At 73.1% G+C, this 24,891-nt stretch carries 21 protein-coding genes and 1 pseudogene; 10 read left to right on the forward strand and 12 right to left on the reverse strand.

Going from position 1 to position 24,891, the window contains the following annotated elements:
- Positions 1–66: 66 nt before the first annotated feature.
- The 4 genes from katG to AB0F77_RS18035 all read right to left on the reverse strand — a co-directional run bounded on the left by katG (position 67) and on the right by AB0F77_RS18035 (position 4,974).
- Entirely contained in the window at positions 67–2,283 is a 2,217-nt protein-coding gene (katG, locus tag AB0F77_RS18020) for a catalase/peroxidase HPI (protein WP_361948889.1), read from the reverse strand.
- Positions 2,284–2,316: 33 nt separating this feature from the next.
- Entirely contained in the window at positions 2,317–2,754 is a 438-nt protein-coding gene (locus AB0F77_RS18025; RefSeq protein WP_361948892.1) for a Fur family transcriptional regulator, read from the reverse strand.
- Positions 2,755–2,886: 132 nt separating this feature from the next.
- Entirely contained in the window at positions 2,887–4,185 is a 1,299-nt protein-coding gene (locus tag AB0F77_RS18030; protein ID WP_361948895.1) for an FtsX-like permease family protein, read from the reverse strand.
- A gap of 3 nt (positions 4,186–4,188) precedes the next feature.
- Entirely contained in the window at positions 4,189–4,974 is a 786-nt protein-coding gene (locus tag AB0F77_RS18035; protein WP_361948898.1) for an ABC transporter ATP-binding protein, read from the reverse strand.
- Positions 4,975–5,145: 171 nt separating this feature from the next.
- Here AB0F77_RS18035 and AB0F77_RS18040 point away from each other — a divergent pair, with 171 nt between their 5' ends.
- From AB0F77_RS18040 to AB0F77_RS18050, 3 genes are read left to right on the forward strand one after another with little or no spacing between them, the layout of a single operon-like run.
- Positions 5,146–5,826, forward strand: coding sequence for an ABC transporter permease (locus AB0F77_RS18040; protein WP_361948901.1), 681 nt, complete (start codon positions 5,146–5,148; stop codon positions 5,824–5,826).
- Positions 5,823–6,494, forward strand: coding sequence for an ABC transporter permease subunit (locus AB0F77_RS18045; protein ID WP_361948904.1), 672 nt, complete (start codon positions 5,823–5,825; stop codon positions 6,492–6,494). Before AB0F77_RS18040 ends, AB0F77_RS18045 begins: the two co-directional genes overlap by 4 nt.
- Positions 6,491–7,429, forward strand: a complete 939-nt coding sequence (locus tag AB0F77_RS18050; RefSeq protein WP_361948907.1) for an ABC transporter substrate-binding protein — start codon at positions 6,491–6,493, stop codon at positions 7,427–7,429. The genes AB0F77_RS18045 and AB0F77_RS18050 overlap by 4 nt, the downstream gene beginning before the upstream one ends.
- Positions 7,430–7,445: 16 nt before the next feature.
- On the opposite strand, the gene AB0F77_RS18055 is transcribed toward AB0F77_RS18050, so the two are convergent.
- The 7 genes from AB0F77_RS18055 to rhaI form a co-directional block, all read right to left on the reverse strand.
- Entirely contained in the window at positions 7,446–8,600 is a 1,155-nt protein-coding gene (locus tag AB0F77_RS18055; RefSeq protein WP_361948910.1) for a betaine/proline/choline family ABC transporter ATP-binding protein, read from the reverse strand.
- A gap of 25 nt (positions 8,601–8,625) precedes the next feature.
- Positions 8,626–9,270: an LUD domain-containing protein gene (locus AB0F77_RS18060; protein WP_361948913.1), complete on the reverse strand. Its 645-nt coding sequence runs from the start codon at positions 9,268–9,270 to the stop codon at positions 8,626–8,628.
- On the reverse strand, positions 9,267–10,772 hold the full coding sequence (locus AB0F77_RS18065; protein ID WP_361948916.1) for a LutB/LldF family L-lactate oxidation iron-sulfur protein: 1,506 nt from the start codon (positions 10,770–10,772) through the stop codon (positions 9,267–9,269). The genes AB0F77_RS18060 and AB0F77_RS18065 overlap by 4 nt, the downstream gene beginning before the upstream one ends.
- Positions 10,769–11,524 (reverse strand): (Fe-S)-binding protein, encoded by a 756-nt coding sequence (locus AB0F77_RS18070; protein ID WP_361948919.1) that lies wholly within the window; start codon positions 11,522–11,524, stop codon positions 10,769–10,771. The genes AB0F77_RS18065 and AB0F77_RS18070 overlap by 4 nt, the downstream gene beginning before the upstream one ends.
- 71 nt (positions 11,525–11,595) lie before the next feature.
- Positions 11,596–13,056 carry a rhamnulokinase family protein gene (locus AB0F77_RS18075; protein ID WP_361948922.1) on the reverse strand — a complete coding sequence of 487 codons (1,461 nt, stop codon included), beginning with the start codon at positions 13,054–13,056 and terminating at the stop codon, positions 11,596–11,598.
- Positions 13,053–15,092 (reverse strand): bifunctional aldolase/short-chain dehydrogenase, encoded by a 2,040-nt coding sequence (locus AB0F77_RS18080; RefSeq protein ID WP_361948925.1) that lies wholly within the window; start codon positions 15,090–15,092, stop codon positions 13,053–13,055. The genes AB0F77_RS18075 and AB0F77_RS18080 overlap by 4 nt, the downstream gene beginning before the upstream one ends.
- Positions 15,093–15,209: 117 nt before the next feature.
- On the reverse strand, positions 15,210–16,370 hold the full coding sequence (gene rhaI, locus AB0F77_RS18085) for an L-rhamnose isomerase (protein WP_361948928.1): 1,161 nt from the start codon (positions 16,368–16,370) through the stop codon (positions 15,210–15,212).
- Between the two features lie 273 nt (positions 16,371–16,643).
- Between rhaI and AB0F77_RS18090 the strand changes: the two genes are divergently transcribed.
- The 7 genes and pseudogenes from AB0F77_RS18090 (at position 16,644) to AB0F77_RS18120 (ending at position 24,488) form a co-directional block, all read left to right on the forward strand.
- Positions 16,644–18,158: a sugar ABC transporter ATP-binding protein gene (locus tag AB0F77_RS18090; RefSeq protein WP_361948931.1), complete on the forward strand. Its 1,515-nt coding sequence runs from the start codon at positions 16,644–16,646 to the stop codon at positions 18,156–18,158.
- Positions 18,155–19,186 (forward strand): annotated as a pseudogene (locus tag AB0F77_RS18095) (ABC transporter permease); the annotation flags it as partial. The gene AB0F77_RS18090 and the pseudogene AB0F77_RS18095, both read left to right, overlap by 4 nt.
- Before the next feature lie 127 nt (positions 19,187–19,313).
- Positions 19,314–20,288, forward strand: a complete 975-nt coding sequence (locus AB0F77_RS18100; protein ID WP_361948934.1) for an ABC transporter permease — start codon at positions 19,314–19,316, stop codon at positions 20,286–20,288.
- A 95-nt stretch (positions 20,289–20,383) separates the two neighbouring features.
- A complete protein-coding gene (rhaS, locus tag AB0F77_RS18105; RefSeq protein ID WP_361948937.1) occupies positions 20,384–21,469 on the forward strand; it encodes a rhamnose ABC transporter substrate-binding protein in 1,086 nt (361 codons plus the stop codon).
- A gap of 45 nt (positions 21,470–21,514) precedes the next feature.
- The gene (locus tag AB0F77_RS18110; RefSeq protein WP_361948940.1) at positions 21,515–21,835 is read left to right on the forward strand and encodes an L-rhamnose mutarotase; all 321 of its coding nucleotides are present in this window, start codon (positions 21,515–21,517) and stop codon (positions 21,833–21,835) included.
- Between the two features lie 226 nt (positions 21,836–22,061).
- Positions 22,062–23,087, forward strand: coding sequence for a LacI family DNA-binding transcriptional regulator (locus AB0F77_RS18115; protein WP_361948943.1), 1,026 nt, complete (start codon positions 22,062–22,064; stop codon positions 23,085–23,087).
- A gap of 99 nt (positions 23,088–23,186) precedes the next feature.
- On the forward strand, positions 23,187–24,488 hold the full coding sequence (locus tag AB0F77_RS18120; RefSeq protein WP_361948946.1) for an alpha/beta fold hydrolase: 1,302 nt from the start codon (positions 23,187–23,189) through the stop codon (positions 24,486–24,488).
- 82 nt (positions 24,489–24,570) lie between these two features.
- Here AB0F77_RS18120 and AB0F77_RS18125 read toward each other — a convergent pair whose 3' ends face one another.
- On the reverse strand, positions 24,571–24,771 hold the full coding sequence (locus AB0F77_RS18125) for a DUF5999 family protein (RefSeq protein ID WP_361948949.1): 201 nt from the start codon (positions 24,769–24,771) through the stop codon (positions 24,571–24,573).
- Positions 24,772–24,891: the final 120 nt, after the last annotated feature.

A 24,891-nucleotide genomic window follows, 5' to 3' on the forward strand; every position in this document is an offset into this window, starting at 1 on the left:
GGGGGGGGGGGGGTGGGGCCCCGGACCTCAGGGCCGGGGCACCACCCGCTCAGTCGCCGGCAGGCGTCAGCGCAGGTCGAAGCGGTCCAGGTCCATGACCTTCGCCCACGCCGCGACGAAGTCCGTCACGAACTTCGCCCTGGCGTCGTCGCTCGCGTACACCTCGGCGACCGCACGCAGCTCCGAGTGGGAGCCGAAGACCAGGTCGGCACGGGTGCCGGTCCACTTGACCTCGCCGGTGGCGTCGTCGCGGCCCTCGAAGGTGTTCTGGTCCTCGGAGGTCGCCGACCATGTCGTGCCCAGGTCGAGCAGGTTGGCGAAGAAGTCGTTGGTCAGCGTGCCCGGGGTGTCCGTGAAGACACCGAGCTTCGAGTTGTCGTAGTTGGTGCCCAGCACCCGCAGACCGCCGACCAGGACGGTCATCTCGGGCGTGCTCAGGGTGAGCAGGTTCGCGCGGTCGACCAGCAGGAACTCGGCGGGCAGCCGGTTGGCCTTGCCGAGGTAGTTGCGGAAGCCGTCCGCGCCGGGCTCCAACGCGGCGAACGACTCGGCGTCCGTGTGCTCCTCCGTCGCGTCCACACGGCCCGCGTGGAACGGCACCTCGACCTCGAAGCCGGCGTCCCGGGCGGCCTTCTCGACGGCGGCGGCACCGCCGAGCACGATCAGGTCGGCCAGCGAGACGTTCTTGCCACCGGCGTTGAAGTCGCGCCGGACGCCCTCCAGGGTGCGCAGCACCGAGGCGAGCTGGTCGGGGTTGTTGACCTCCCAGCCGCTCTGCGGCTGGAGCCGGATGCGGGCGCCGTTGGCACCGCCGCGCTTGTCGCTGCCGCGGTACGTCGAGGCCGACGCCCACGCGGTGGAGACCAGCTGGGAGACGGTCAGACCCGAGTCGAGGAGCTTCGCCTTGAGCGCGGCCACGTCGGCGGCGTCGATCGTCTCCTCGGGGGCCGCCGGCAGCGGGTCCTGCCACAGCAGGGTCTCCGCCGGGACCTCCGGGCCGAGGAACAGCGACTTCGGACCCATGTCACGGTGGGTCAGCTTGTACCAGGCGCGCGCGAAGGCGTCCGCGAACTCCTGCGGGTTCTCGTGGAAGCGGCGGGAGATCGGCTCGTAGATCGGGTCGAAGCGCAGCGACAGGTCGGTGGTGAGCATCGACGGCGCGATCTTCTTCGAGTCGTCGTGGGCGTGCGGGACGGTGCCCTCGCCCGCGCCGTCCTTCGGCTTCCACTGCTTGGCGCCGGCCGGGCTCTCCGTCAGCTCCCACTCGTAGCCGAAGAGGTTGTCGAAGAAGCCGTTGCTCCAGCGGGTCGGCGTGGTGGTCCAGGTGACCTCCAGGCCGGAGGTGATGGCGTCCGCGCCCTTGCCGGTGCCGTACGTGCTCTTCCAGCCGAGGCCCTGCTGCTCCAGCGGGGCGCCCTCGGGGTCGGCGCCGACGTTGTCCGCCGGACCGGCGCCGTGCGTCTTGCCGAAGGTGTGACCGCCCGCGATCAGGGCGACCGTCTCCTCGTCGTTCATCGCCATCCGGCGGAACGTCTCACGGATGTCGCGGGCCGCGGCGATCGGGTCCGGGTTGCCGTTGGGGCCCTCCGGGTTGACGTAGATGAGGCCCATCTGCACCGCGCCGAGCGGGCTCTCCAGCTCGCGGTCGCCGGTGTAGCGCTCGTCGCCGAGCCAGGTGGTCTCGGGACCCCAGTAGACGTCCTCCTCGGCCTCCCAGACGTCGGCCCGGCCGCCGCCGAAGCCGAAGGTCTCGAAGCCCATCGACTCCAGGGCCACATTGCCGGCGAGGACCATCAGGTCGGCCCAGGACAGGCTCTGGCCGTACTTCTTCTTCACCGGCCACAGCAGCCGGCGGGCCTTGTCGAGGTTGCCGTTGTCCGGCCAGCTGTTGAGCGGGGCGAACCGCTGCTGACCGGCACCGGCGCCGCCGCGGCCGTCGCTGATGCGGTACGTGCCCGCGCTGTGCCAGGCCATCCGGATCATGAACGGGCCGTAGTGCCCGAAGTCGGCCGGCCACCAGTCCTGCGAGGTGGTCAGCACCTCCTCGATGTCCCGCTTCACGGCCGGGAGGTCGAGGGTCTTGAACGCCTCCGCGTAGTCGAACTCCTCACCGAGCGGGTTCGAGACCGAGGGGTTCTTGGCGAGGACCTTCAGATTGAGCCGCTCGGGCCACCACTGGCGGTTGCCGCCCCCCTGCGTCGGGTGCGGAGCGCGCCCGTGCGCGACCGGGCAGCCACCCGCCTCCGTCGCCTCTGCGCCGATGGCCTCGTGGTTCTCAGACATGGATTTCCTTCCGAACGTGGCGTGACACGGTGCTCAAGAACTGCGCGCGGTGGAACATTCGGGACACAGGCCCCAGTAGATGACCTCGGCCTCGTCGATCGAGAAGCCGTGGTCCTCGGACGCGGTCAGACAGGGCGCCTGCCCCGTGGCGCAGTCGACGTCGGCGACCACGCCGCAGGAGCGGCACACGACATGGTGGTGGTTGTCCCCGATGCGCCCCTCGAACCTGGCCGGGCTGCCGGCCGGTTCGATACGCCGTATGAGGCCCGCCGCGGTCAGCGCGTGCAGGGCCTCGTAGACGGCCTGGAGCGAGATGTGGCCCACCCGGTCCCGCACCCGGATGGCGATCGCCTCGACCCCGAGGTGATCACCGTCGCGGACGGTCTCCAGGAGGGCGACGCGGGCCGCCGTCACCCGCAGGCCGGCACCGCGCAGTTCGTCGGCGGTGTGCGGAGTCCGGGGCGAGGTCATGGCGCCGAACCTACCGCCACAAACACGAACGGTACAAGAAAACGACACGTTCAATTCTGGTGTCGCCGAGGATCCGCGCCGGAACACACCGACGCGGTACGGGGTGACCGCCCCGTACCGCGTCCGGGCAGGTCAGCCCGCAGAGGCGACGGCCGCGACCGCCGGGGTCCGCAGCACCCTCCTGGCCGTGCCGAGCCCCGTCCCGAGCGTCACCGCGGCGCACACCGCCGCCACCGCGAGCCAGATCCCGAGCGCCCGGCCGGGCAGCGTGCCGTCGGTGCGCACCACCGTGAACGGGACGATCCCGGCGAGCGCGGCCGCCGTGCCCAGCAGGACCCCGGCCGCCGTCAGCACCGCGGTCTCCACGCCCACCGCGCGCAGCACCTGGCCCGGCGTCGCGCCCGCGAGCCGCTGCGCGCCGAACTCGGGACCCCGGTGGACGGTCGCCGCGTAGAGCGAGTTCACGAGCATCAGGCAGACGAACACCGCGATGATCCCGACGACCGTCAGGTTCACCGCCTCCACCGTCCGGCCGTCGGCCGTCCTCGCCGCCCCCGTGCCGGACTCCACGGACTGCATGGTCAGCGTCGCCGTGCTCACCGCCGTGAACAGCACCAGGGACATCAGCACACCGGAGACGTGGTCGAGGCGGCGGCGCAGCGTGCGCACCGCCAGCCAGCCGCTCGCCCCGGCCGGCACCGGCGCCGCGAGCAGCGCGGACAGCAGCCGCGGCGCGAGCAGGGCCAGCCCCACCGACAGCAGGATCGTGCCGTACGCCGGAGCCGCCATCAGCGCCGGATCCGTCGACGGGAACAGGAACGTCGCGGACACCGAACCCGCCCCGGCGACCAGCGCGCCGTACGCCAGGACCGTGCGCCCCCGGCCCCGGCGCACCGCCGCCCGGCCCGCCCGGCGCAGCGCGAGCAGCGCCGCGCCCGCCGCCGCGCCCAGGGTGGTCCCGGCGCCCGTCAGCAGCGCGCCGGGGCCGAAGACGTGGTCGGCCGAGCGCGCCACCAGGCCGCCGTCCTGGAACAGCCCGAGCAGGACCCGTCCGCCGAGCACCGCCGGGCCGATCGCGAGCAGCGTGCCCGCCAGGGCCACGGCCACCGCCTCGCCCGCCACCATCCGCCGCAGCTGTGCCGGGGTCGCCCCCGCGCGGCGCAGCAGCTCCAGCTCGGGGGCGCGCCGGCGGACCTCGACCGTCAGGGCGGAGGCCACCGCGAAGAACACCAGCAGGGAGCCGTAGCCGCCGACGACGCTCGCCGAGATGCCGAGCGCGTCCGCGCTCGCCGGGTCCAGACCGCGCTGGGCGGCCGTGTCGCGCAGGGAGCCGAACGCCATGACCACCGTCGCGCCGAGGAACGCGGACAGCAGCGTCGCGAGGAAGCGGCCGGGGCGCCGCCGTATCGACCGCAGAGCCAGGACGAGCATCGCTCACACCCCCGCCGGCACGTCGTCGCCGAGGTGGGCGAGGCGCTCGGCGACCGCGTCGGCCGTCGGCGCGTGCAGCCGTCCGGCGAGCCGGCCGTCCGCGAGGAACAGCACCGAGTCGGCGTACGAGGCGGCGACCGGGTCGTGGGTCACCATCACCACCGTCCGGCCGTGGACCCGCACCGCCTCCTGGAGCAGCGCCAGCACCTCCCGCGCGCTGCGGGTGTCCAGCGCGCCGGTCGGCTCGTCCGCGAAGATCACCCGGGGCTCGGCGAGGAGCGCCCGCGCGATCGCCACCCGCTGCCGCTGACCGCCCGACAGCTCGCCCGGCAGATGTCCGAGCCGGTCGCCGAGCCCGACGGACGCCAGGACCTCCCGGGCCCGCCGCCGGTCCACCCGACGGCCCGCCAGCCGCAGCGGCAGCACCGCGTTCTGGGCGACCGTCAGCGTCTCCAGCAGGTTGTACTGCTGGAACACGAACCCCACCCGGTCCCGCCGGAACCGGGTCAGCCCGGCCTCCCCGACCCCCGTCACCTCGGTGCCGTCGAGCATCACGATCCCGCTGTCCGGCCGGTCCAGGCCGGCCGCGCACTGCAGCAGCGTCGACTTGCCCGAACCGGACGGGCCCATCACCGCGGTGAACGAGCCCCGCGGCAGACCGAGCGTGATCCCGTCCAGCGCGGTCACCGCGCTCCCGTCGCTGCCGTAGGTCTTCGTCACCTTCACCAGGCGCAGCGCCTCGGCGGCGGGCCCCGTGTCGTGGTCGCGTCGCGAACCCGTGCGAAACATCCTCGTCCACCCTTCGTCCCGGGCACCGTCCGTGCCCCCGTGAACGACGCTACGGAGCGGGAGTGTCCGGCACACGGGGCGCAGGACCCGTGTTCCGGGGTGTACCCGGCGACACCCCGGACGGGTCACCACAACGAGCCGGGCCGAGCGCCCGCCCGGTCCAATGGACCCGTGACCGCGCCCCCGGACGACTGCCTCGCCCGCAACGAGTGGATCTGCGGCGAGTATCTGAGCACCCGCCGCCACGTCCTGCTCGACGCGGTCCTCCAGCACCTCCAGCTGACGGCCCTCTCGGTGCTCCTCGCCCTCGTCGTCGCCGTGCCCCTCGCGGTGCTCGCCCGCCGCCTGGGCTGGGCCGCGGGACCCGTCCTCGGCGTGACGACGGTCCTCTACACCATCCCCTCCCTGGCGATGTTCTCCCTGCTGCTGCCGCTGTACGGCCTGTCCGCCACCCTGGTCGTCGCCGGACTGGTGCTGTACTCGCTCACCCTGCTCGTGCGCAACGTCCTCGCCGGCCTCAGGGCCGTCCCCGAGGAGACCCGGCAGGCCGCGCGCGGCCTCGGCCACGGCCCCCTCCGGCTGCTGCTCACCGTCGAACTCCCGCTCGCCCTGCCCGCCGCGATGGCCGGGCTGCGCATCGCCACCGTCTCCGCGGTCTCCCTGGTGACGGTCGGCGCGATCGTCGGCTTCGGCGGACTCGGCAACCTCATCTACTCCGGCATGAACACCTACTTCAGGGCCCAGGTCCTCACCGCGTCCGTGCTGTGCGTGGTGATCGCCGTCGCGGCCGACCTGCTGCTCCTCGCGGTGCAGCGGCTCATCACGCCCTGGACCCGGGCGGCCCGCGCATGACGGTCCTCGCCGACGCCTGGCGGTGGCTCACCGACCCCGCGCACTGGACGGGCGACGACGGCATCGGCAACCGGCTCCTGCAGCACCTGGTGCTCACCGCCGTCTGCCTGGCCGTCAGCTGCGCCGTCGCCCTGCCCGTCGCCCTCGTCCTCGGCCACCTCGGCAGGGGCGGCGCCCTGGCCGTCAACCTCGCCAACGTCGGCCGGGCCGTGCCCACCTTCGCCGTGCTGGTCCTGCTGCTCCTCACCCCGGTCGGCACCTGGGGCGAGGGGCCCACCGTGGTCGCGCTGGTCCTGTTCGCCGTGCCGCCGCTGCTCACCAACGCCTACGTCGGCATGCGCGAGGTCGACCGGGACGTGGTGCGTGCGGCGCGCGGGATGGGGATGACCGGCCGGCAGACCCTGCTGCGGGTGGAGCTGCCGCTCGCGCTCCCGATGGTCATGACCGGGGTGCGCCTCGCCGCCGTCCAGCTCGTCGCCACGGCCACGGTCGCGGCACTGGCCGGCGGGGGCGGGCTCGGACGCCTCATCACCGCCGGGTTCAACCTGGCCAGCACGCCCCAGGTCGTGGCGGGCGCCGCGCTGGTCGCCGTGTTCGCGCTGATCGTCGAGGGTCTCTTCGCGGCCGCCGAACGCCTCGTGCCCCGCCGCGCGGGGAGACCGGGATGAGACGCCCCTCCGCGCCGCTCCTGGCCGCCCTGCTCGCCCTCGCCGGCTGCGCCACCGGCCCCTCCCTGGAGAACCGCGGCGCGGTCACCGCGCCGCCCGGGGACAGCCACCGGCTGACGATCGGCTCGGCCGGGTTCACCGAGAGCGACCTGCTCGCCCGGATGTACGCCCTGCTGCTCGGCCGGGCCGGGTACCGGACGTCGATCCTGACCGTCGCCAACCGCGAACTGTACGAACCCGCCCTGGAGTCCGGGCAGATCGACGTCGTGCCCGAGTACGCGGCGACCTTCGCCGACTGGCTGAACGCCAAGGCCCACGGTCCGGAAGCGCCCCCGGTCGGCTCGCCCGACCTCGCCGTCACCATGAAGGCCCTGCGCTCCCTGGCCGCGCCGCGCGGCCTCGCGGTCCTGGACCCCGGCGGGGCCGTCGACCAGAACGCCTTCGCCGTGACGCGCGCCTACGCCGGGCGGCACCGTCTCAGGACCCTCAGCGACCTCGGCGCCTCGGGACTGGAGGTGCGGCTCGCGGCGGGCGACGAATGCGTGCGACGGCCGTACTGCGCACCCGGGCTGAGGAAGACCTACGGCATCGACGTCACCGCCGTCGACCCCAAGGGCGTGGGCACCACCCAGGCCAAGCGGGCCGTGCAGAGCGGCCGGGACCAGATGGTCCTCACCACCACGACGGACGCCACCCTCGACGAGTTCGGTCTCGTCCTGCTCGCCGACGACAGACACCTCCAGAACGCCGACCACGTCGTCCCCGTCGTCAACCGCGCCCGCGCCGGAGGCCCGGGAGTCACCCGGGCGCTCGGCCGTCTCACCGACGTCCTCACCACCGCCGACCTCGCCTCCATGAACCGGCAGGTCGACAGCTGGCGCCGGCTGCCCGAGGACGTCGCCCGCGCCTGTCTGAAGGACAAGGGCCTGCTCTGACACCCGGGGAGGGGGATCAGGCGCCGGCGACCGAGGCGAACGGCACCTGACCGCGCGGCACGCCCCGCGCGTCCGCGTCCACCGAGCGGCGCAGCGCCTCGTGCAGCCCCGCCGGGGTGAGCACGCCCAGGAAGCGCGCGCCGTCCAGCACCGCTACCCATCCGGCGTCGTACTGGAGCATCACCCCGAACGCCTGCTTCAGCGGGGCGCCCACCGGCACCCACGCCGTCATCCGCCGGGCCGCGTCCCCGACCGTGCCGCCCGCGCCCAGGTCGTTGATGCCGACCCAGCCGTGCAGGTCACCGGCCGCGTCCAGGACGACGGCCCAGCGGGCGCCCCCGGCCGCCAGCCGCTCCCGGGCCGGTCCGGCGTCCTCGTCCGGGCGGGCGACGGGCGGCTGTTCCAGGTCGTCCGGCTCGATCGCGGTCACCGACAGCCGCTTCAGCCCCCGGTCGGCGCCCACGAACCCGGCGACGTACGGCGTGGCCGGGTGGCCCAGCACCGTGCCCGGCGTGTCGAACTGCTCGACGCGGCCCCGCCCGTACACCGCGATGCGGTCGCCGAGCCGCACCGCCTCCTCGATGTCGTGGGTGACCAGCAGCACCGTCTTGCGCACCGCGGCCTGCATGCGCAGGAACTCGTCCTGCAACTGCTCGCGCACGACGGGGTCGACCGCGCCGAACGGCTCGTCCATCAGCAGCACCGGCGGATCGGCGGCCAGCGCCCGCGCCACCCCGACACGCTGGCGCTGGCCGCCGGAGAGCTGGTCCGGATAGCGCGGCCCGTACGTCGACGGGTCGAGGCCGACCAGGTCCAGCAGCTCGGCGGCGCGCGCCCGTGCCCTCGCCCTCTTCCAGCCGAGCAGCGCGGGCACGGTCGCCGTGTTGTCGAGGACCGTGCGGTGCGGGAAGAGGCCGACCTGCTGGATGACGTACCCGATGCGGCGGCGCAGCAGCACCGGGTCGACCGCGGCGACGTCCTCGCCGTTCACGAGGATCCGGCCCGAGGTGGGTTCGACGAGCCGGTTGACCATCATCATGGTCGTCGTCTTGCCGCACCCGGACGGGCCGACCAGGGTGACGAGTTCGCCCTCGGACACCTCGAACGACAGCCCGTCCACCGCGGTCGTGCCGTCCGGATACCGCTTGGTGACCTGCTCGAACCGGATCATTCCCCCACGCTAACGGCGCGGGTCGCTACCCGCTCACCAGCACCACCTCCAGGGTGCGCGGACCGTGCACCCCCTCGACCCGGTCCAGTTCGATGTCGCTGGTCGCCGACGGGCCCGAGATCCAGGTCAGCGGGCGCGTGGGGTCGAGGCGTCCGAGGGCCTGCGGGACGGAGGCCACCACCTGGTCCGGGACCCGGACCACGCAGACGTGGTGGTCGGGGACCAGGGTGATGCGGCGGCGGCCCTGGTCGGGCGAGCCGTCGAGGACCAGGGTGCCGGTCTCGGCGATCGCGACCGCGCAGCCGGTGACCACGCTGTCCACCCGGTCCAGCTCGTGCGGTGTGCCGTCCGCCCGGTCGGCGACCCGCGCCACCTCCGTCGCGGCCAGCCAGCCCTCGTCGAGTCCGGGCGGCACCAGCACCGACGCCGCCTTCCGCGCCGCCAGCAACCCGGCGATCACCCCGGGCAGTTCGGCGGCCGTGCAGCGGTGCACGAGCGCCCGGTAGTCCGCCAGGTTCTCCGCGAGCAGATCCACCGTCGCGGCGACGTCCCGGTCACCGTGCTCCCGCAGATAGTCGCGCGGCACGGCCTGTTCGTACGGCGTGTCGTCGGGCGGCACGTCCGCGAGCGCGCGCCGCACCCGGCCCAGGATCCGGTCCCTGCCGCTCACTCGGCGTCCCCCTTCGGTCCGTGCGTGCGCTGCCACCAGTCGCGGAACGGCTCCGCCGGTACGGCGGGCAGGTCCCGGGTGCCGCTCCACGCCCTGCCGGGCCCCGGCAGCGTGCGCGGATGCAGCCGGCGGGTGCGCGAGGCGAGCCGCTGCCCGGTGCGCAGCGCGCCCGGACGGGTGAACGCCCAGCGTGCCGCGCGCATGGCGGCCCGCTCGGCGGCGTGCCCCTTCGCGGGCCGCAGCACCACCTTGTTGCCCCGCAGGACCGTCTCGCCGCCCTCCACGACCCGCTCCCTGAGGTGCACCAGCACCTCGGGGATGTCGATGGCGACCGGGCACACCTCGTAGCACGCCCCGCACAGCGAGGACGCGTACGGCAGCGAGGCGTCGATCTCGCTGCCGGTGCCCCGCAGCTGGGGGCTGAGGATCGCGCCGATCGGGCCCGGGTAGACCGAGCCGTACGCGTGCCCGCCCGCCCGCTCGTACACCGGGCACACGTTGAGGCAGGCCGAGCAGCGGATGCAGCGCAGCGCCTGCCGGCCGACCTCGTCGGCGAGGGTGTCGGTGCGGCCGTTGTCCAGGAGCACCAGGTGGAAGGTCCGGGGGCCGTCCTCGTCGGTGGTCCCGGTCCACATGCTCGTGTACGGGTTCATGCGCTCGGCGGTCGAGGAGCGCGGGAGGGTCTGGAGGAACACCTCCAGGTCCCGCCAGGTCGGCACGATCTTCTCGATGCCGACGACCGAGATCAGCGTCTCGGGCAGGGTGAGGCACATCCGCCCGTTGCCCTCGGATTCGACCACGACCAGCGTGCCGGTCTCGGCGACCATGAAGTTGGCGCCGGAGACACCGACCTTGGCCCGCAGGAACTTCTCCCGCAGGTGCAGCCGGGCCGCCTCCGCGAGTTCGGCCGGCGTGTCCGTCAGGCCCTCGGGCGCCGGGCGGCCCCACTCGGCCATCTCGGAGCGGAAGATGTCGCGGATCTCCCCGCGGTTGCGGTGGATCGCCGGGACCAGGATGTGTGACGGCCGGTCCTTGCCCAACTGCACGATCAGCTCGGCGAGATCGGTCTCGTAGGCGTGGATGCCCTCGGCCTCCAGGGCCTCGTTCAGCCCGATCTCCTGTGTGGCCATCGACTTGACCTTGACGACCTCCGACTCGCCGGTCGCCCTGACCAGGTCGGTGACGATCCGGTTGGCCTCGGCGGCGTCCGCGGCCCAGTGGACGGTGCCGCCCGCGGCCGTGACCGACTCCTCCAACCGCACCAGGTACCGGTCGAGGTGGCGCAGCGTATGGTCCTTGATCCGCTTGCCGGCCTCCCGCAGCGCCGCCCAGTCGGACACCTCCGCCACCGCGTTCGCGCGCTTGGCGCGGATGGTGTGCGTGGCGTGCCGCAGATTGCCGCGCAGGGTCTCGTCGCGCACGGCGACCCGCGCCGCCTCGGGAAACGCCGGGAGGTCCTCGGGAGCGGGGAAACCGGGCATGCCCACGAACGTTCCGCTCATCCGGCCGTCTCCTCCTCCGTGCTCGCCAGGATCTCGGCGATGTGCACCGGCCGCATGCCGGTCCGCAGCCGGGCCATGGTCCCGCCGATGTGCATGAGACACGAGTTGTCGGCCGCGCACAGCACCTCGGCGCCGGTCGACTCCGCGTTGCGCACCTTGTCCGCGCCCATCGCCGCCGAGACGTCGGAGTTCTTCACCGCGAACGTCCCGCCGAACCCGCAGCACTCCTCCGCGCCCGGCAGCTCCACCAGGTCGAGCCCCTTCACCGCCTCCAGCAGCCGCCGGGGCCGGTCGCCCAGACCGAGGCTCCTCAGGCCGTGGCAGGTCGGATGGTAGGTCACCCGGTGCGGGTAGTGGGCGCCCACGTCGGTCACGCCGAGCACGTCCACCAGGAACTCCGTGAGTTCGTACGTCTTCGGGACCACCGGCGCCAGCGTGGCCGCGAGGGTGTCCCCGCGCCCCTCCGCCCGCGCCCGCTCGCCCATCCGCGGATACAGCTCCCGCACCATCGCCCCGCACGACCCGGACGGGGTCACGATCGCCTCGTACTCCCCGAATACATCGGAGAAATGCCGGGCGAGCGGCTCCGCCTCGTGCCGGTACCCGGTGTTGTAGTGCGCCTGCCCGCAGCAGGTCTGGGCCATCGGGAAGTCGACCTCGACGCCCAGCCTGGTCAGCAGTTTCACCACCGCACGGCCGGTATCCGGATAGAGCGTGTCGTTGACGCAGGTCAGGAACAGGGCGACACGCATCGCGGCTCCTTCTCGTCGATCATCGGATGGGTGCAGCGTACTGTGACCTGCCCCGCAGGGGGAGACCGGTCTCACCCCGTGGTGAGCCGGGCCTGCGCCGCCCGCCAGACGGCGGTGTCCCCGCGGGGTGTGTACCGGGTCAGCGGCTGGGTGCGGGCGAGCAGCGCGCGCAGGTCCTTCCAGTCGCCGACGAGGCCGTGCGAGCGGGCCTGCACCAGCACGTTGCCGAACGCCGCGGCCTCGGCGGGTCCTGCCACCACGGGCAGTCCGCAGGCGTCGGCGGTCAGCCGGCACAGCAGCGCGTTGCGGCTGCCGCCCCCGACGACGTGCACCACGTCCACCGCGCGGCCGGACAGGCGCTGCGCGTCCTCGACGGCCCGCCGGTGGGCGAGGGCGAGGGAGTCGAGGATGCAGCGCGTGGTCTCGGCCGGGGAGCCGGGCACCGGCTGCCCGGACGCCCGGCACGCCGCGGCGATCCGCTCCGGCATCCGGCCCGGCGCGAGGAACGCCGGGTCGCCCGCGTCCACGACCGACCGCAGCGCGGGCACCTCGGCCGCCGCCCGCAGCAGACCGTCCAGCTCCGGCGCGCCCCAGGCCCGCAGACACTCCTGGAGCAGCCACAGGCCCATGATGTTGCGCAGGTGGCGGACCGTGCCGTCGATGCCCAGCTCGTTGGTGAAGTTGGCCGCCCGGCTCTCCTCCGTCAGCACCGGCGCGTCCAGTTCGACGCCGGCCAGGGACCAGGTGCCGGTGCAGATGTACGCGAACCGCTCGTCCGCCGCGGGCACGGCGGCGACCGCCGACGCGGTGTCGTGCGAGGCGACCGCGGTGACCGGCACCGGCCCGGTCAGCCCGGTCTCCTCCAGCACCTCGGGCCGCAGCACCCCCGCCGGATCGCCCGGCAGGCGCAGCGGCGGGAACAGTCCCAGGTCGATGCCGAGCCGGTCCGCCACCGTGTACGACCAGTCGCGGGTGCGCGGGTCGATCAGCTGGGTGGTGGAGGCGTTGGTCAGCTCGGTGCCCTGTTCGCCGGTCAGCCAGTGCGTCAGCAGGTCGGGCACCAGCAACAGCCGCCGGGCCTCGGCGAGTTGCCGCGTCCCCCGGGCCGCCGTGAGCTGGTAGAGGGTGTTGAAGGGGGCGTACTGCACCCCGGTCGCCGTGTACAGCTCGGCGGCCGGCACCGTCTTCCACACCCGCTCGGCGACGCCCTCGGTGCGGGCGTCCCGGTAGTGCACCGGGTTGCCGAGCAGGGCGCCGTCCGCGTCCAGCAGCCCGTAGTCCACGGCCCAGCCGTCCACGCCGACCGAGTCGAGCCGTCCGGCGTGCGCGCCCGCCGCCCGCAGCCCGTCCAGCACCCCCGCGTACAGGGCGAGGACGTCCCAGCGCAGCCCCTCCGGCACCCGCACCGGCCGGTTGGGGAAGCGGTGCGCCTCGGTCAGCTCCAGCGTGTCGCGGCCGACGCGGCCGACCATGACCCGCCCGCTGGAGGCGCCCAGGTCGACCGCGGCGTACGCCTCGGGGGTACCGGTCATCGCAGGAACGCGGCCGCCACACCCGCGTCGACCGGGACGTGCAGCCCCGTGGTGTGGGTGAGGTCGCCGCCCGTGAGCGCGAACACCGCGTTCGCCACGTGTTCGGGCAGCACCTCGCGCTTGAGGAGGGTCCGCTGCGCGTAGAACTCGCCCAGCTTCTCCTCCTCGACCCCGTACACGGCGGCCCGCTGCGCGCCCCAACCGCTCGCGAAGATCCCGGAGCCGCGCACCACACCGTCCGGGTTGACCCCGTTGACCCGGATGCCGTGCTCGCCCAACTCGGCGGCCAGCAGCCGCACTTGATGCGCCTGGTCGGCCTTGGTGGCGGAGTAGGCGATGTTGTTCGGACCGGCGAAGACGGCGTTCTTGGAGGCGATGTAGACGATGTCGCCGCCGAGCCGCTGCGCGATCATCACCCGGGCCGCCTCCCGCGACACCAGGAACGAGCCGCGCGCCATGATGGAGTGCTGGAGGTCCCAGTCCCGGGCCGTGGTCTCCAGCAGCGGCTTCGACAGGGAGATGCCCGCGTTGTTCACGACCAGGTCGACCCCGCCGAAGGCGAGCACGGCCGCCCGGAACGCGGCGGCGATCTGCTCCTCGTCGGTGACGTCCACGGTGACGGCGACGGCCCGGTCGGGCCCGCCCAGTTCCCCGGCGACCCGGGCGGCGCCCTCGGCGTTCACGTCGGCGACGACGACACAGGCGCCCTCGGCCGCCAGCCGGTGCGCGATCGCCTTGCCGATCCCGCTGCCCGCGCCGGTCACCAGCGCCACCCGCGTCGCGAGCGGCCTGGGCGCCGGCATCCGCCGCAGCTTGGCCTCCTCCAGCGCCCAGTACTCGATGCGGAACTTCTCCGACTCCTCGATGGGCGCGTACGCCGACACCGACTCGGCGCCCCGCATCACGTTGATCGCGTTGACGTAGAACTCGCCGGCCACACGCGCCGTCTGCTTGTCCTTGCCGAAGCTGAACATGCCCACGCCGGGCACCAGCACGATCGCCGGGTCGGCGCCGCGCATCGGGGGCGAGTCCGGCAGGGCGTGCCGCGCATAGTAGGCGGCGTACTCCTCGCGGTACGCGGAGTGCAGCTCCGCGAGCCGGGCGACGGCCTCCTCCAGCGGGGCGCTCGCCGGCAGGTCGAGCACGAGCGGGCGTACCTTCGTGCGCAGGAAGTGGTCCGGGCACGACGTCCCGAGCGCGGCCAGCCGCGGGTGCCCGGCCCGTGCGAGGAAGTCGAGGACGGCCCCGGAGTCGTCGAAGTGCCCGACCTGGGCGCGGTCCTGGGAGGCGAGGGCGCGGACGTACGGCGCGAGGGCCGCCGCCCGCTCCCGCCGCTCGGCCTCCGGCAGCGCGCCGTACCCCTCCAGCACGGGCCCGAACGGCTCGGCCTTCCCGCGCTCCGCCAGGAACCGCTCGGCGGTGCGGATGATGTGCAGCGAGTTGCGCTCGCACTCCTCGGAGCTGTCGCCCCACGCGGTGATCCCGTGCCCGCCGAGCACACACCCCACGGCCCGCGGGTTGGCCTTCTTGACCGCGGCGATGTCCAGCCCGAGCTGGAAGCCGGGCCGCCGCCACGGCACCCACACCACGGTGTCGCCGAAGCACTCGGCGGTCAGCTTCTCCCCGTCGGCCGCGCAGGCGAGCGCGATGCCCGAGTCGGGGTGCAGGTGGTCGACGTGCGGGGCGTCCACGAGCCCGTGCATCGCGGTGTCGATGGAGGGCGCGGCGCCGCCCCTGCCGTGCAGGCAGTAGTCGAACGCGGCGACCATCTCGTCCTCGCGCCCGACACCGGGATAGACGTCGGCGAGCGCCCGCATCCGGTCGAGCCGCAGCACGGCGAGCCCGCCCTCGGTCAGTGTGCCGAGGTCCCCACCGGACCCCTTCACCCACATCAGCTCGACGTCACCACCGGTGACGGGGTCGGTGCCGGTGCCCTTCGCGGAGGCGTTCCCCCCGGCGTAGTTGGTGTTCCGAGGATCACGACCGAGCCGATGCGAACGGGAGAGCAGAGCATCGACTTGGGGGTGGACAGCCATGAGGATCCCTAACTTTGAATCAGCGTGAGGCAGAGGCGCCCCCGAAGGGGCGCGGGGAACGGCGCGATCAACCACGACGGACCCGCGGTCCGAATCCAGCAGAAATCCGGCAGACGCTTACGCCCCCCACCCCGCTTGCTGCCCACCCACCCGTTCAGCGACAATTTTCTCGGCCCACCCCGACAGGGCATACGCGGCCATGGGCTCGGGATCCAACCCCATCTCCTCCCGCACCTCACGGAGCAACGGCCGCACATCGGTGTTGTAGGCGTCCATCAGCACCCCGTTGGCCCCGAGCACATCTCCCGACCCCTGGGCCTCACGCAGGGCGTCACGGTCGACCAGCAGCGCCTTCGCCGTGGCCTCCTGCACGTTCATCACCGACCGGATGATCGCCGGGATCTTCGCCTCGATGTTGTGGCACTGGTCGAGCATGAACGCCACGTCGGCGGTGAACCCGCCCCCGCGCACCACCTCGTACATGATCCGGAACAGCTGGAACGGGTCGGCCGCGCCCACCATCAGGTCGTCGTCCGCGTAGAACCGGGAGTTGAAGTCGAACCCGCCGAGCTTCCCCTCCCGCAGCAGCGTCGCCACGATGAACTCGATGTTGGTGCCCGGCGCGTGGTGCCCGGTGTCGACCACGACCTGCGCCTTCGGTCCCAGCTTCAGGCAGTGCGCGTACGCCGTGCCCCAGTCCGGCACGTCGGTGGTGTAGAACGCCGGCTCGAACAGCTTGTACTCCAGGAGCATCCGCTGGCCGTCCCCGAGCCGCGCGTACACCTCGGCGAGCCCCTCGGCCAACCGGTCCTGCCGCGCGGCGATGTCGTCCTGGCCGGGATAGTTCGTGCCGTCGGCGAACCACAGCTTCAGATCGGTGGAGCCCGTCGCGTCCATGATGTCGACGCACTCCAGGAGGTGGGCGACGGCCTTGCGGCGCACCGCCGCGTCGGGGTGGCAGATGCTGCCGAGCCGGTAGTCGTCGTCCTGGAAGGTGTTGGAGTTGATCGCGCCCAGCCCCACGCCGAGCTCCCCGGCGTACGCGGCGAGCGCCGCGTAGTCGTCGACCCGGTCCCAGGGGATGTGCAGGGCCACGGTCGGCGCGACACCGGTGAACGCGTGCACCCGCGCCGCGTCCTCCAGCTTCTCCCGGGGATCGCGCGGCACGCCCTGCTGGGCGAACACCTTGAAACGTGTCCCCGAGTTCCCGTACGCCCACGACGGCGTCTCGACGGCCTGGGTCTTCAGCGCGGCCTTCACCGCGGCGAGGTCGGTCACGAGGGCTCCTGACAGCAGGGGGCTTGAACGCGGTTCCTGGAAACCGCGGTGTGAAACGATTCAGGGAGTGAAGCTAAAAGCCGGCCGACAGGGTGTCAACCCTCAAGGCGGCCCGGGTTCTCCGTGACTCGTACGTGACCTTGGGGCATCGGAAATTTATCGAGACGAACCCATTGACGGGACCTGTGTTGGCTGCCTAACGTCCCGGCAATCCAGTTGAAACCTTTCACGACGCCGTGGGGGCCGACCCGCCGGCGTCGTCGAGGAGCCCCCATGACCCACCCGTCCGACACGGGACCCCCGGTGCTGGCGCTGAAGGACGTCTCCAAGTCCTTCGGCGCGGTCCGGGCGCTGCGGGACGTCTCCCTGGAGCTGTTCCCCGGCGAGGTGCACGCCCTCGCCGGGGAGAACGGCGCGGGCAAGTCGACGCTGATCAAGACGCTCGCCGGGGTGCACCGACCGGACGCCGGTCAGGTGCTGCTCGACGGTGAGCCCGTCGTCTTCCACGGCCCCGGCGACGCCCGCGACGCCGGCATCGCCGTGATCTACCAGGAACCCACGCTCTTTCCCGACCTGTCGATCGCCGAGAACATCTTCATGGGCCGCCGGCCCCGCCGGGCGCTCGGCCGGATCGACCACAGGGCCACCCGCGCGGCGACCGCCGCCCTGATGGAACGGCTCGGTGTCGCCCTCGACCCCGACCGGCCCGCGCGCGGACTGTCCATCGCCGACCAGCAGATCGTCGAGATCGCCAAGGCGCTCTCCTTCGACGCCCGCGTCCTGATCATGGACGAGCCGACGGCGGCCCTGACCGGCAGCGAGGTGGCCCGGCTGTTCGGCGTGGTCCGCACCCTGCGCGAGCAGGGCGCCGCGGTGCTGTTCATCTCGCACCGCCTGGAGGAGATCTTCCAGATCTGCCGACGCGTCACCACCCTGCGCGACGGCGCCCTCATCGCCAGTGAGGTCCTCGACGGCATGACCGAGGACGACCTGGTCCGCCGCATGGTGGGCCGCGACCTCGACGAGCTGTACCCCAAGCAGGACGTACGGCCCGGCGACGTCGCCCTGAGCGTGCGCCGGCTGACCCGGGAGGGCGTCTTCACCGACGTCTCCTTCGAGGTCCGCCACGGCGAGATCGTCGGACTCGCGGGACTCGTGGGCGCCGGGCGCACGGAGGTCGCCCGCGCCGTGTTCGGGGTCGACCGCTGGGACGCGGGGGAGGTCGAGGTCGAGGGCCGCAGGCTCGTGGGCGGCGCCCCCTCCACGGCGATGGCCGCCGGCCTCGCCCTCGTCCCCGAGGACCGGCGGGCCCAGGGCCTGGTGATGGACATGTCCATCGAACGCAACATCGGCCTGACCGGGCTGCGCACGACCGTGAGGGCCGGGTTCATGGACCGCGGCGCCGAACGCAGCCGCTCCCTCGACTGGGCGGTGCGGCTCCAGGTGAAGTACGCCCGGATCGCCGACGCCGTCGCCACGCTCTCCGGAGGCAACCAGCAGAAGGTCGTCCTCGCCAAGTGGCTGGCCACCGCCCCCAAGGTGCTCATCGTCGACGAGCCCACCCGCGGCATCGACGTCGGGACCAAGGCCGAGGTGCACCGGCTGCTGGGCGAGCTGGCCGCCGACGGGGTCGCCGTCCTGATGATCTCCTCCGACCTGCCCGAGATCCTCGGCATGGCCGACCGCGTGCTCGTGATGCACGAGGGCCGGATCACCGCCGAGATCCCCCGCTCCGAGGCCACCGAGGAGACCGTGATGGCCGCCGCCACGGGGAGGGCCGTCGCATGACGGTGACCACGCCCCACGAGACACCCGTCGCCGAGGTACCCCGCTCCAGCGGGACCCGGCTCGTCGACCGGGTCTTCCGGATGCGCGAACTCGCCATCCTCGTCGTCTTCCTGGTGATGATCGCCGTCACCCAGGCGGGCAACAGCCAGTTCCTGTCCGAGCAGGGCATCAAGGACCTGCTCCTCAACGCGACGATCCTGGTGCTGGTCGCCACCGGCCAGTCCCTCGTCGTCATCACCCGCAACGTCGACCTCTCCGTCGGCTCCACGCTCGGCATCAGCGCCTTCGCCGCCGGCACCTGGCTGCACGGCGGCGGCGACCCGGTCGTCGCGGTCCTCCTCGCCGTGCTGCTCGGCATCGGCTCGGGACTGCTCAACGGGCTGCTGGTCAGCCTCGGTCAGGTGCCCGCGCTCGTCGTCACCCTCGGCACCCTCTACATCGTCCGCGGCGTCGACTCCATCTGGGTCGGCTCCCGGCAGATCACCGCGGCCGACCTCCCCGGCGGCTTCGTCGACTTCGGCTCCGGCGGACTCTCCGCGATCCCCTGGCTCGCCCTGATCGCCCTCGCCGTCCTGGTCGCCACCGCCTACTACCTCAAACACTTCGGCGGCGGACGGGAGTTGTACGCCCTCGGCTCCAACCCGGAGGCCGCTCGGCTGGCCGGCATCCCGGTGCGCCGGCGCATCCTCGTCGCGTACACGGTCTGCGGCGCCCTCGCCGGCCTCGCCGGCGCGCTCTACCTGGCCCGGTTCGGCAACGTCGACTCCGGCACCGGCACCGGCTACGAACTCACCGTCGTCAGCGCCGTCGTGGTCGGCGGCGTCGCCTTCACCGGCGGCGCGGGCAGCGTGTACGGGGCGGCGCTCGGCGCGCTGCTGCTCACCTCGGTCAACAGCGTGCTGCCCGCCCTGGGGGTCAGCTCGGTGTGGGTGCTCGCCATCAACGGCGTCCTGCTCCTGCTCGCCATCGCCGTCGACCGGATCGTCGCACTGCGGGTGGCCGCCGCCCTCAAGAAACAGGCCGCCCGCCGGCCGGCCGGCCCGGCCGCGCCGACGGACACCCCGCCGCGGGACCCGGAGCGCGGGGACCCCACGGACCCGGCGGCGGAGCAGGGCGCCGTACGGAAGAAGGACCCGCGGAAGGGAAACGCCCGCCATGTCTGACTCGTTGACACGCGCGATCCGCTGGGACACGGTCGTCGGCGCGCTCCTGATCGTCCTCCTGCTGCTGTCGTTCGGCTTCGTGGACGGCTTCGGCAACGCCCTCAACCTGTCCTTCCTGATCGGCAACACCCTGCCGATCGCCCTGATCGCCCTGCCGATGACCCTGCTCGTCGTTGCCGGGGAGATCGACCTCTCGGTCGCCTCCACCGCCGGTCTGTCCGGCGCCGTCATGGGCAGGCTGTGGAACGAGGGCCTGGCGATCGAGACGATCATCCCGCTCTGCCTGCTCCTGGGCGTGGCCTGCGGACTGGTCAACGGGCTTCTGGTCACCCGGCTCGGACTGCCCTCCCTCGCCGTCACCATCGGCACCCTCGCCGCCTACCGGGGCATCGCGCAGATCGTGCTCGGCTCCGACGCGGTGACCGACTTCCCCACGCAGTACCTGGACTTCGCGGCCGGCCGGGTCGGCGACTCGTTCCTGCCGCGGGCGTTGCCGCCGTTCCTGGTGCTCCTCGTCGTCGCGGTGGTCGTCCTGCACGCCACCCCGTTCGGGCGGTCGCTGTTCGCGATCGGCGCGAGCGAGGAGGCGGCGCGGTTCGCGGGCATCCGCGTCAAGCGGGCCCGGCTGCTGCTGTTCACCGCGACGGGGCTCATGGCCTCCCTCACCGGAGTCTTCTGGGCGCTGCACTACGCGAGCGCCCGCTACGACAACGCCACCGGCCTCGAACTCTCCGTCGTCGCCGCCGTGCTGCTCGGCGGGATCGACTTCGACGGCGGCCGGGGCACGCTCGGCGGCGCGATCGCCGGGGTGTTCCTGCTCGGGGCGCTCCAGAACGTGATGAGCCTGCTCAACGTCTCCGCCCAGTCGCAGATCGTCGTGACCGGTGTGCTGCTCGTGGTCTCGGTGCTCGGACCCCGGGTCGCCCGGCGGATCTCGCTCGCTCGGGCGCAAGCCCTCCGGCAGTAGGCCGTTCGTCGACTGCGGGCCCGCCGTGGCCGGTCGCGCAGTTCCCCGCGCCCCTCGGGGCGTGCTCAGCTGGCCCTTCTCATAAGGAACTCCTCATGCGCAAAGCGGTTCTCCGTCGTAGCTCCGTCTCCCTCGTCGCCGTCGCCTCGCTCGCCCTCGTCTCCACCGCGTGCGGTGGCACCACCAAGGAGGACGTCAAGAGCGGCGGTGGCGGCGCCGCCTCCTCCTCCGCGGGGAAGGCCGATCCGAACGCCCCCCTCAAGAAGGGCCTCACCGTCGGGTTCCTGCCCAAGCAGGTCAACAACCCGTACTTCACCTCCGCCGACAAGGGCGGCGAGAAGGCGCTCGCCGAACTGGGCGGGAAGTACAAGGAGGTGGGCCCCTCCAGCGCCACCGACACCTCCGGCCAGGTGAGTTACGTCAACACGCTCACCCAGCAGCAGGTCGACGCGATGGCCGTGTCCGCGCAGGACCCCGGCGCCCTGTGCACCGCGCTCAAGCAGGCCATGACGAACGGCATCAAGGTCGTCACCTACGACTCCGACACCAACACGGACTGCCGCAACGCCTTCGTCTCGCAGGCCAGCGCCGAGGACCTGGGCCGCACCGAGGTGCAGCTGCTCGCCCGGCAGATCGGCTACAAGGGCGAGATCGCCGTCCTGTCGGCCGCGCAGACCGCGACGAACCAGAACACCTGGATCGGCTTCATGAAGGACGAGCTGAAGGACCCCAAGTACAAGGACGTCAAACTCGTCAAGATCGCGTACGGCAACGACGACGCCCAGCAGTCCTTCCAGCAGACCCAGGGCCTCCTCCAGGAGCACCCGGACCTGAAGGGGATCATCTCCCCGACCACCGTGGGCATCAAGGCCGCCGCCCAGTACCTGTCCGGCTCCAAGTACAAGGGCAAGGTCAAGCTGACCGGCCTCGGGACGCCCAACGACATGCGCAAGTACGTCAAGAACGGCACCGTCGACGCGTTCGAGCTGTGGGACCCGTCCAAGCTCGGCGACCTCGCCGCCCGCACCGCCGTCGCCCTGGCCTCCGGGCAGATCACCGGCAAGGAGGGCGAGACGTTCCAGGCCGGCGGGACGTCGTACACCCTCGGCAAGGACGGCGTGATCAACCTGGGCAAGCCGACCGTGTTCGACGCGAAGAACATCGACGAGTTCGACTTCTAGTGCTCCGGCAGGCGACGTTTGCCCGTCGAGGAGCGGGGACCGCCGATGCAGCGTGTGTGCTTCCTGCTGAAGGTCCGGGCGGACCGCCTCGACGCCTACCGCGAGCGGCACGCCGCCGTCTGGCCGGAGATGCGCGCGGCGCTCTCCGCCACCGGCTGGCACAACTACTCGCTCTTCCTGCGCGAGGACGGCCTGCTCGTCGGCTACCTGGAGACCGAGGACTTCGCCGCCGCCCGGGACGCCATGGCCGCCACCGACGTCAACGCCCGCTGGCAGACGGAGATGGCGCCGTTCTTCGAGTCGCCGGACGGCTCCCGCCCGGACGAGGCGATGACCCCGCTGACCGAGGTCTTCCACCTCCCCTGACGGGCCCGGCGGCGATTGCCCGCGGGGCGCCCGGTCTCCTCGGCGGCGCCCCCGCGGGGCCCCTGCCGTCCCGTTGTCCGACCGTCCCCCCGGGAGGGGGCCGTCACCCGTTCCGCCGCCCCCGGCGGTGCCCTCCGCGGCGCCGTTCCGGGCGGACCGTTGTGGGGCGTGGTGACGGTAATGTGAACCCCTCCCGCCGCCCCTCGCCCCAGGAGGTCCCCGCCCGATGGCCCAGTCGGTGGGTATCAAGGACGTCGCCCGCGCCGCCGGAGTCTCCGTCGGCACGGTCTCGAACGTCATCAACCGCCCGGACACCGTCGCCGGCGAGACCCGGGCACGCGTCCTGTCCGCGATCGACCGGCTCGGCTACGTGCGCAGCGAGTCCGCGCGCCAGCTGCGCGCCGGCCGCAGCCGGATCATGGGCCTGCTCGTCCTCGACATGGGCAACCCGTTCTTCGTCGACGTGGCGCGCGGCGCCGAGCGGGCCGCCCGGGAGGCCGGCCTCGGCGTCATGGTCTGCAACAGCGCGCAGAACCCCGGCGACGAGGCCGAGTACCTGTCGCTCTTCGCCGAGCAGCGCGTCCGCGGCGTCCTGCTCACCCCGGCCGACGCCACCGGCCGCAACATCGACGCCTTCCGCCGGCACGGCATCCCCTTCGTCCTCGTCGACCGGGTCGCCGAGGGTGCCACCGAGTGCTCCGTCTCCGTGGACGACGTGGCGGGCGGGGCGCTCGCCGTGCGCCACCTCCTGGACGCCGGCCACCGCTCCCTCGCGTACGTCAGCGGACCGCCCGGACTCAACCAGGTCCGCGACCGCCGCACCGGGGCGCTGAACGCGCTCGCCGAGGCGGGGCTCGGGCCCGACGCGCTGCGCGAGCTGCCCACCGAACGGCTCGACGTCGCCGCAGGGCGGGACGCCGGTGCCCGCCTCCTCGGCCTCGCCGACCGCCCCACCGCCGTGTTCTGCGCCAACGACCTGCTCGCCCTCGGCGTCCTCCAGTCCCTCTACGCGGCCGGTGTCGTCGTCCCCGACGACCTCGCCCTCGTCGGCTACGACGACATCGAGTTCGCCGCCGCCGCGGCCGTCCCGCTCACCTCGGTCCGCCAGCCCGCCGTCACCATGGGCGCCCTCGCCGCCGAACTGCTCCTGGAGGAGACGGAGGCGCGCGAAACGCCCGGAGCGCACGAACACCGGCGGGTCGTGCTCCAGCCCGAGCTGGTGGTACGCCGCTCCAGCCTCATCGCCCGCTGACCCAGGATTCAGTACGGTTTCATGATCCCGGGGGTCCGCCCGCCGCGCGCCATGTGCTGAACTGGGACGCGCGAGCATCCGTCCGTCCCGGGAGAACCGTTGAGCCTCAGCTACCGCCAGCCCGGCGTCGTCCTCACCGACCGCCGCTTCACCGTGCCCCTGGACCACGCCGACCCCGCGGGCGAGACCATCGAGCTGTACGCCCGAGAGGTCGTCGCCACCCGCAAGGCCGCCGAGGAACTGCCCTGGCTGGTCTTCCTCCAGGGCGGCCCCGGCTTCGGGGCGAACCGTTTCGTCGGAAGACAGTCCTGGCTCGACCGGGCCCTCGACGACTACCGGGTGCTCCTCCTCGACCAGCGCGGCACCGGTCACTCCACGCCCGCCGACCGCCGGACCCTCGCACTGCGCGGCACCCCGGCCGACCAGGCCGACTACCTCACGCACTTCCGAGCCGACTCGATCGTCCGCGACTGCGAGCTGATCCGCCCCCGGGTGACCGGCGGCGACCCCTGGACCGTGCTCGGCCAGAGCTTCGGCGGCTTCTGCGCCGTCTCCTACCTGTCCCTGGCCCCCGAGGGCCTGGCCACGGTCCTGATCACCGGCGGCCTGCCCTCCCTGGACGCCCACGCCGACGACGTCTACCGCGCCGCCTATCCACGTATCGAGCGCAAGGTCGCCGCGCACTACGCGCGTTACCCCCAGGACGTCGAGCGCGCCCGCCGCATCGCCGACCACCTGTTGCAGCACGAGGTGGTGCTGCCGGGCGGCCAGCGGCTCACCGTCGAGGCGTTCCAGTCCCTCGGCCTGATGCTCGGCGCGAGCGACGGCAGCCACCGCCTCCACTACCTGCTGGAGGACGCCTTCGTGCGCACCGCGGACGGCACCGCCCTCTCCGACGCCTTCCAGGAGGAGGTCCGGGGCCTGCTGTCCCACGCCGGGCACCCGCTCTACGCCCTGATCCACGAGCCGATCTACGGCCAGGACGCCCGCCCCACGAACTGGGCCGCCGAACGCGTCCGCGCCGAGTTCCCGCAGTTCGACGCCGCCAAGGCCCTCGCGGGCGACGCGCCGGTGCTGTTCACCGGCGAGACCGTGCACCCCTGGACGTTCGACGCCGACCCCGCCCTGCGGCCCCTGCGCGAGACGGCCGAACTGCTCGCCGCCCGCACCGACTGGCGCCCGCTGTACGACCCCGCCCGGCTCGCCGCTAACGAGGTGCCGGCCGCCGCGGCCGTCTACCACGACGACATGTACGTCGACACCGGGCACGCGCTCGCCACCGCCCGCGCGATCCGGGGCCTGCGCACCTGGGTCACCGACGAGTTCGAGCACGACGGCCTGCGCACCGGCTCGCCCCGGGTGCTGGACCGGCTGCTCGCCCTGGCCCGCGACGAGGCGTGACACCGGGCCGCCGGACGGGGGACACGGCGCCCGGCGCCGAACCGCTCGCCCGGCGCCCGGCGGAGCACCCCGGGAGTACGGCTCAGACGGCCAGGGCCGGGGGGTCCACGACGCGGCACGGTCCGACGGCCCGCCCGTCGGGCAGCACCTCCCCGGTGTCGTCGAAGACGATCGTGCCGTTGCACAGCAGACTCCAGCCCTGTTCGGGGTGGGCCGACACCGTGACGGCGGTGCGGTGGTCGGGGTGGCCGGCGTCGGGGCACGGCGGCTGGTGGCTGCACATGGTCCGTCTCCTGGGTTCGGCGGGCTCCTCACCCAGTGGTAGCCGGGCTTGATTTCCGACGTATGAGAAGACCCCCACAACGCAGGAAACTCGGCGGTGAGTTTGCGTGCGCCGCGGGGG

Source organism: Streptomyces sp. NPDC026672 (assembly GCF_040638185.1).
Classification (GTDB): Bacteria; Actinomycetota; Actinomycetes; order Streptomycetales; family Streptomycetaceae; genus Streptomyces.

Bases quoted from the DNA above. Each gene is read 5' to 3' on its own strand.
- AB0F77_RS18045 (WP_361948904.1), top strand. From the start codon at position 5,823: ATGACGGTCCTCGCCGACGCCTGGCGGTGGCTCACCGACCCCGCGCAC.
- AB0F77_RS18055 (WP_361948910.1), bottom strand. From the start codon at position 8,600: ATGATCCGGTTCGAGCAGGTCACCAAGCGGTATCCGGACGGCACGACC.
- AB0F77_RS18070 (WP_361948919.1), bottom strand. From the start codon at position 11,524: ATGCGTGTCGCCCTGTTCCTGACCTGCGTCAACGACACGCTCTATCCG.
- AB0F77_RS18080 (WP_361948925.1), bottom strand. From the start codon at position 15,092: ATGGCTGTCCACCCCCAAGTCGATGCTCTGCTCTCCCGTTCGCATCGG.
- katG (WP_361948889.1), bottom strand. From the start codon at position 2,283: ATGTCTGAGAACCACGAGGCCATCGGCGCAGAGGCGACGGAGGCGGGT.
- AB0F77_RS18030 (WP_361948895.1), bottom strand. From the start codon at position 4,185: ATGCTCGTCCTGGCTCTGCGGTCGATACGGCGGCGCCCCGGCCGCTTC.
- AB0F77_RS18065 (WP_361948916.1), bottom strand. From the start codon at position 10,772: ATGAGCGGAACGTTCGTGGGCATGCCCGGTTTCCCCGCTCCCGAGGAC.
- rhaS (WP_361948937.1), top strand. From the start codon at position 20,384: ATGCGCAAAGCGGTTCTCCGTCGTAGCTCCGTCTCCCTCGTCGCCGTC.
- AB0F77_RS18125 (WP_361948949.1), bottom strand. From the start codon at position 24,771: ATGTGCAGCCACCAGCCGCCGTGCCCCGACGCCGGCCACCCCGACCAC.
- AB0F77_RS18090 (WP_361948931.1), top strand. From the start codon at position 16,644: ATGACCCACCCGTCCGACACGGGACCCCCGGTGCTGGCGCTGAAGGAC.
- AB0F77_RS18025 (WP_361948892.1), bottom strand. From the start codon at position 2,754: ATGACCTCGCCCCGGACTCCGCACACCGCCGACGAACTGCGCGGTGCC.
- AB0F77_RS18075 (WP_361948922.1), bottom strand. From the start codon at position 13,056: ATGACCGGTACCCCCGAGGCGTACGCCGCGGTCGACCTGGGCGCCTCC.
- AB0F77_RS18050 (WP_361948907.1), top strand. From the start codon at position 6,491: ATGAGACGCCCCTCCGCGCCGCTCCTGGCCGCCCTGCTCGCCCTCGCC.
- AB0F77_RS18110 (WP_361948940.1), top strand. From the start codon at position 21,515: ATGCAGCGTGTGTGCTTCCTGCTGAAGGTCCGGGCGGACCGCCTCGAC.
- AB0F77_RS18100 (WP_361948934.1), top strand. From the start codon at position 19,314: ATGTCTGACTCGTTGACACGCGCGATCCGCTGGGACACGGTCGTCGGC.
- AB0F77_RS18035 (WP_361948898.1), bottom strand. From the start codon at position 4,974: ATGTTTCGCACGGGTTCGCGACGCGACCACGACACGGGGCCCGCCGCC.
- AB0F77_RS18115 (WP_361948943.1), top strand. From the start codon at position 22,062: ATGGCCCAGTCGGTGGGTATCAAGGACGTCGCCCGCGCCGCCGGAGTC.